Source organism: Siphonobacter sp., assembly GCF_048595215.1.
Classification (GTDB): Bacteria; Bacteroidota; Bacteroidia; order Cytophagales; family Spirosomataceae; genus Siphonobacter.
Genome location: NZ_JBMDWJ010000340.1, coordinates 1 through 6,076, shown reverse-complemented (window position 1 = coordinate 6,076; position 6,076 = coordinate 1). Strand labels below are relative to the sequence as shown.

Below are 6,076 nucleotides of genomic sequence, written 5' to 3'. Positions count from 1 at the left end.
AGGAATCTATTTCTTTCCGGGAAAACGTCCGTTGCTACGGCTGTTTTCGTACTTCTTCACTCGTTACGTCTCCCCCTATTGGCTTGTGCTTTCATGCGACATGAAACGTCCCATGACCGTATTTGTCAACAATCAAGCCGTTCAGACGAAAGACGCCGTGTCTTTACGTTCGCTGCTGACGCAACTGGAGCTTGCCGAGAAAAAAGGCATCGCCGTTGCCGTCAACAACGCCATTGTCCCCCGTCTTACCTGGGACCAGTTCATCGTATCCGAAAACGAGAAAATCACCATTCTTCAAGCCACTCAGGGAGGTTAACATGAAAAACGAAAAACTGCCAACGCCTCAGACCATCACGCGGGAACCCCTTACCGGCTCCCGGAAAATCTACGTTCCCGGAACCCTGCACGACATTCGCGTCGCCATGCGGGAAATTACCCTTTCGGATACCATCAGCTACATCGGAGAAAAAGAAGTACGTCAACCCAATGCTCCCGTCACGGTCTACGATACCAGCGGCCCGTATACCGACCCTGAAGTATCCATTGACCTAAAACAAGGGCTGCCCCGCTTACGGGAAAACTGGATTCAGGAACGCGGCGATGTTGAACAACTCCCTGGTTTCTCTTCCGAATACTGCCGTGAACGCATGGCCAACCGTAGTCTGGATTCACTCCGGTTTGACCACATTCGCTTACCCTTACGGGCCAAAGTGGGACAAAACGTTAGCCAGCTCCACTACGCCCGGCAAGGCATCATCACTCCCGAAATGGAATACATCGCCATCCGGGAGAATCAGCGAATTGAGGAACAGTCTGCATCGCTGAGTCACCAGCATCCGGGTCAGAGTTTTGGAGCTAATACGCCTAAAAAGTTCATTACGCCGGAGTTCGTTCGTCAGGAAGTAGCCGCTGGACGAGCCGTCATTCCTTCCAATATCAACCACCCGGAAAGCGAGCCCATGATTATTGGCCGCAATTTTCTGGTAAAAATCAATACCAACATCGGTAACTCCGTAGTGACTTCCAGTATCGAAGAAGAAGTTGAGAAAGCCGTATGGAGCTGCCGCTGGGGCGGCGACACACTGATGGATTTATCGACGGGTAAGAACATTCACGAAACCCGCGAGTGGATCATCCGCAACTGTCCTGTACCCGTGGGAACCGTACCCATTTATCAGGCTCTGGAAAAGGTAAACGGCAAGGCGGAAGACCTGACCTGGGAGATTTTCCGGGATACGCTCATTGAGCAGGCCGAGCAAGGCGTGGATTATTTCACCATCCATGCCGGCGTGTTATTACGGTACATTCCGCTGACGGCCCGCCGTGTCACGGGTATCGTCTCCCGGGGTGGAAGTATCCTGGCCAAATGGTGTCTGGCTCATCACAAAGAAAACTTCTTGTATACGCATTTTGAGGAAATCTGCGAAATCATGAAGGCATACGACGTGTGCTTCTCCCTCGGCGATGGCCTACGTCCCGGCTCGATTGCCGATGCCAATGATGCCGCCCAGTTTGCCGAACTCGAAACCCTGGGTGAACTCACGAAAATTGCCTGGAAACACGACGTACAGGTGATGATCGAAGGTCCCGGCCACGTGCCCATGCACCTTATCCAAGAGAACATGGACAAGCAACTGGAACACTGTCAGGAAGCTCCGTTTTACACGTTGGGACCGCTCACGACGGACATTGCTCCGGGCTATGACCACATTACCTCGGGTATCGGAGCCGCTTTGATTGGCTGGTTCGGTACGGCCATGCTGTGCTACGTAACACCGAAGGAACACCTGGGTTTACCCAACAAAAAAGACGTAAAAGACGGGGTAATTACCTACAAGATCGCCGCTCACGCCGCCGACCTGGCGAAAGGCCATCCGGGGGCTCAGTATCGCGATAATGCTTTGAGTAAAGCCCGTTTCGAATTCCGCTGGGCTGATCAGTTTAATCTTTCGCTCGACCCGGATACGGCCCGTGAATTCCACGACGAAACGTTGCCCGCCGAAGGAGCCAAACTCGCTCACTTCTGCTCCATGTGCGGCCCTCACTTCTGCTCGATGAAAATCACGCAGGAAGTACGGGCGTACGCCGAAGAGAACCAACTACAGCACGAGGAAGTCTTCGACGAAGCAATGAAGCACAAAGCGAAAGAATTTGTCGAACAGGGCGGAGAAATCTATTTATGATTCAGACTGAACGTCCGTACGTCCTCAGCATTGCCGGACTCGATCCCAGTGCCGGAGCCGGAATCCTCGCCGATATAAAAGTTTTTGAATTGAATCAGGTATACGGACTGTCCGTCTGTACCGCTCTGACCATGCAGCACGACGCAGATTTCCGGGCTCTGGAATGGGTACCGCTGCCGACGATTCTGGACCAGTGTCAGCCTTTATTCGAACGGTATCCCATTGAAATTGTCAAGATTGGGTTGATCGAATCGTTTGCCGTACTGGATCAGTTGACGGACTGGCTGCTTCAGCAAAATCCGGGTATACAAATCATCTGGGACCCCATTCTGAAAGCCTCGGCCGGATTCACGTTTCACGAAGGAAGCCCGTATACAGAATTCGAAACGGTACTACGACGCCTGCGAATCCTGACGCCCAACGCCTGGGAAGCTCAGCAACTAACCGGCATCGATTCACCCCTGGAGGCGGCGAAGGTGCTTAGTCAATACTGTTTGGTTTACCTGAAAGGTGGTCACGTTGAACCCGTGGAGGAAACCGTTACGGATTATCTCCTTCGGGAAGGAGAAGTACTGGCCGCGTATCCGGCTCCTCACCTGCCCCAGGGCGAGAAACACGGCAGTGGCTGCGTACTATCTTCAGCTCTGGCGGCTGGACTGGCCAAAGGGCAATCGATTTCGGAAACGGGTAAATCTACCCGTCAGTACATGAACCGCTATCTGGCCAGCACGCCGTATCTGCTGGGTTTTCATACACTATGACCATTAGTTCGTTTCACTACATCGTTACCCAACCCGAGCAGGCTGCAGTAGCCTGCTCGGCGGGGGCCGACTGGATTCAGCTTCGCCTGAAAAACAAACCATACGAAGACTGGAAAGCCATCACTCAGGAAACGCAGGCCGTTTGTAAGGCTTCTGGTGCCCGCCTCATTATCAATGACAATCCGCATCTGGCCGGAGAAATCGGGGCTGACGGCGTACACCTGGGTAAAGAAGATATGCCCCTTGCCCAGGCCCGTAAGTTAGTAGGCTCAGAGATGATTATTGGCGGAACGGCCAATACGCTCGAGGATATTCTCCTGCACTACCAAAGTGGAGCGGACTACATCGGTTTAGGCCCCTATCGCTTTACCACCACGAAAGAAAAGCTCAGCCCCATTCTAGGACTCGCTGGGTATCAACGCATCCTGGATGGGTTGCGGCAACAGGGCATTTCCATTCCAATCATTGCCATTGGAGGAATTACGCAGCCCGATGTCCCACTCCTGCGGCAGGTGGGCGTTCACGGCATTGCCGTTTCCTCAGCCGTTTCTGCCGCGGCTGATCCCGCCGAACAAACCCGTTTGTTTTTAACTCTTTTGTATGAATCCGTCTCTGACCATCGCCGATAAAACCTTCACGTCCCGCCTCTTTACGGGTACGGGCAAGTTTGGGTCTTCTTCCCTCATGCGGGAAGCCCTGCACGCTTCGGGTACGGAGCTGATCACGGTCGCTCTTAAGCGAGTGGACGCTATGCATACGCAGGAGGATGATTTGCTTTCCCACCTGCCGACGGCTCATCTGTTGCCCAATACCTCGGGCGTACGAACGGCCCGCGAAGCCGTCTTTGCCGCCCAAATGGCCCGTGAAGCTCTGGAAACGCATTGGCTTAAACTCGAAATTCACCCCGATCCGCGATACCTGCTCCCTGACCCTATTGAAACGCTTAAGGCGGCGGAAGAACTCGTAAAACTGGGCTTTGTGGTCCTGCCTTACATCCACGCTGATCCCGTTTTGTGTAAGCGTCTGGAAGAAGTGGGCGTAGCCGCCGTCATGCCTTTGGGAGCTCCCATTGGGACGAACAAAGGCCTGCGAACGCTGGATTTCCTGGAAATCATCATCGAACAAAGTACCGTTCCCGTAGTCGTGGACGCTGGTTTGGGAGCTCCCTCCCACGCCGCTGCCGCGATGGAACTCGGAGCTGATGCGGTACTGGTAAATACGGCCATTGCCGTTTCATCCGACCCGGTACGTATGGCTCAGGCGTTTAAACTAGCCGTTGAAGCCGGACGAATGGCCTACGAAGCCCGACTGGCCCAGCCCATTACCTGGGCTCAGGCCAGCAGTCCGCTGACGGCTTTTCTGGACGAGCTTTCGTAAGACTTCTCATTCGTAGCATTCACTACGGTCGTTGCCCTGTTGTAGGCCCGACCGTAAATCAGATTCTGGTATGTTTAAAGATTGGTTTGACCGCTATGCGTGGGATACGGTCGTTGGTGACATTCACGAGACCACGCCACAACGGGTCGAACAGGCCCTGGCAACGTCTAAACGCAGTCTAGATGATTTCAAAGCATTGATTTCTCCCGCAGCTCTGCCGTATCTGGAACCGATGGCCCAGCAAAGTCGCCAGCTCACGCAGCGGCGTTTTGGCAAGACGATCCAGATGTACGCCCCGCTGTATTTGTCCAACGAATGCCAGAATATCTGTACGTACTGTGCCTTTAGTCTGGATAATAAAATCCGCCGCAAAACACTGACGGACGAGGAAATATTGCTCGAAGCTCAGGCCATCAAACAGCTGGGGTATGACCACGTGTTGCTGGTTACCGGCGAAGCCAATCAGACCGTGGGCGTTGCGTATATCCAGCACGCCATTCGGCTGATTCGTCCCTTGTTCGCTCATATTTCGATGGAAGTGCAGCCGTTAGATCTTCCGGAGTACAAAACGCTGATTGCCGAAGGCCTGCATACGGTACTGGTTTATCAGGAAACGTACCACGAAGAAACGTACAAAACGCACCATCCCAAGGGTAAGAAATCAAACTTCCGCTACCGACTCGATACGCCCGACCGACTGGGCAAAGCCGGTATTCATAAAATGGGCTTGGGAGCCTTACTAGGCCTCGAAGACTGGCGAGCGGATAGCTTTTTCACGGCTTTGCACCTGCAGTACCTTCAGAAAACCTACTGGCAAAGCAAGTACAGCATTTCGTTTCCCCGCTTACGCCCCATTCAGCTTACGGATGAGGTACACCGCTTCAAATCCTGCATGAGTGACCGTGAGCTGGTACAACTGATCTGTGCGTATCGGCTGTTCAATGAAGACGTAGAGCTTTCGCTTTCTACGCGGGAAACGCCCCGCTTCCGCGATCACCTCATCCAGCTCGGCATTACGAGTATGAGTGCCGGATCGAAAACCAATCCGGGAGGTTACGCCGTCGAGCCGGAGTCGCTGGAGCAGTTCGAGATTTCGGACGAACGTACGCCCGCTCAAATTTCATCGGTAATCCGTAATCAAGGGTACGTACCGGTCTGGAAAGACTGGGACCCTTCTTTTGTATGAACGAAGACGAACTCAAACGATACAGCCGCCACATTCGCCTCCCGGAGGTAGGTCTGGTCGGACAGGAACGGCTGAAAAATGCCCGCGTGGCCGTCGTCGGGGCGGGTGGATTGGGTTGCCCCATACTGCAATACCTCACAGCGGCGGGCGTAGGTACGCTGGGCATCATCGACGGGGATACGGTCGAACTGAGTAATCTTCAGCGACAGATCCTATTTTCGACCGCTCACATCGGTCGCAACAAAGCCGCAGTGGCGGCGGAAGTTTTGTACCAGCAGAATCCACACCTCGACTACGACGTTCATGCCTGTTTCCTGACGCCTGAAAACGCCGAAACGATTCTGGCCTCTTACGATTTCGTCGTGGATGGTTCCGATAATTTCGCTACGCGGTATCTGGTCAACGATGCCTGCGTGCTACTGGACAAACCGCTGATTTTTGGCTCGATTTACAAATTTGAGGGGCAGGTCAGCGTCTTCAATTACCAGGGTGGCCCTACCTATCGCTGCCTGTACCCGGAGCCCAGTGAACTGGAAGCCTGCAGTATCGTAGGTGTTCTGGGCGTTTTG

7 protein-coding genes are annotated in these 6,076 nt (G+C 53.7%); all 7 read left to right on the top strand.

Annotated elements, in window-relative coordinates:
• A partial coding sequence (gene thiS, locus ACOJTG_RS21080; protein ID WP_420155624.1) for a sulfur carrier protein ThiS occupies positions 1 to 316 on the top strand: 316 nt, incomplete at its 5' end.
• Between the two features lies 1 nt (position 317).
• Positions 318 to 2,183 (top strand): phosphomethylpyrimidine synthase ThiC, encoded by a 1,866-nt coding sequence (thiC, locus tag ACOJTG_RS21075; RefSeq protein WP_420155623.1) that lies wholly within the window; start codon positions 318 to 320, stop codon positions 2,181 to 2,183.
• Positions 2,180 to 2,944, top strand: a complete 765-nt coding sequence (locus tag ACOJTG_RS21070) for a hydroxymethylpyrimidine/phosphomethylpyrimidine kinase (RefSeq protein WP_420155622.1) — start codon at positions 2,180 to 2,182, stop codon at positions 2,942 to 2,944. The genes thiC and ACOJTG_RS21070 overlap by 4 nt, the downstream gene beginning before the upstream one ends.
• Positions 2,941 to 3,573, top strand: a complete 633-nt coding sequence (locus ACOJTG_RS21065; protein WP_420155621.1) for a thiamine phosphate synthase — start codon at positions 2,941 to 2,943, stop codon at positions 3,571 to 3,573. Before ACOJTG_RS21070 ends, ACOJTG_RS21065 begins: the two co-directional genes overlap by 4 nt.
• Entirely contained in the window at positions 3,545 to 4,321 is a 777-nt protein-coding gene (locus ACOJTG_RS21060; protein WP_420155620.1) for a thiazole synthase, read from the top strand. Before ACOJTG_RS21065 ends, ACOJTG_RS21060 begins: the two co-directional genes overlap by 29 nt.
• 70 nt (positions 4,322 to 4,391) lie before the next feature.
• Complete coding sequence (gene thiH / locus ACOJTG_RS21055; protein WP_420155619.1) at positions 4,392 to 5,507, top strand: 2-iminoacetate synthase ThiH; 1,116 nt, start codon at positions 4,392 to 4,394, stop codon at positions 5,505 to 5,507.
• The coding region (locus tag ACOJTG_RS21050) for a HesA/MoeB/ThiF family protein (RefSeq protein ID WP_420155618.1) at positions 5,504 to 6,076 on the top strand (573 nt) is incomplete at its 3' end. The genes thiH and ACOJTG_RS21050, both read left to right, overlap by 4 nt.

Bases quoted from the DNA above. Each gene is read 5' to 3' on its own strand.
- thiC (WP_420155623.1), top strand. From the start codon at position 318: ATGAAAAACGAAAAACTGCCAACGCCTCAGACCATCACGCGGGAACCC.
- ACOJTG_RS21070 (WP_420155622.1), top strand. From the start codon at position 2,180: ATGATTCAGACTGAACGTCCGTACGTCCTCAGCATTGCCGGACTCGAT.
- ACOJTG_RS21060 (WP_420155620.1), top strand. From the start codon at position 3,545: ATGAATCCGTCTCTGACCATCGCCGATAAAACCTTCACGTCCCGCCTC.
- ACOJTG_RS21065 (WP_420155621.1), top strand. From the start codon at position 2,941: ATGACCATTAGTTCGTTTCACTACATCGTTACCCAACCCGAGCAGGCT.
- thiH (WP_420155619.1), top strand. From the start codon at position 4,392: ATGTTTAAAGATTGGTTTGACCGCTATGCGTGGGATACGGTCGTTGGT.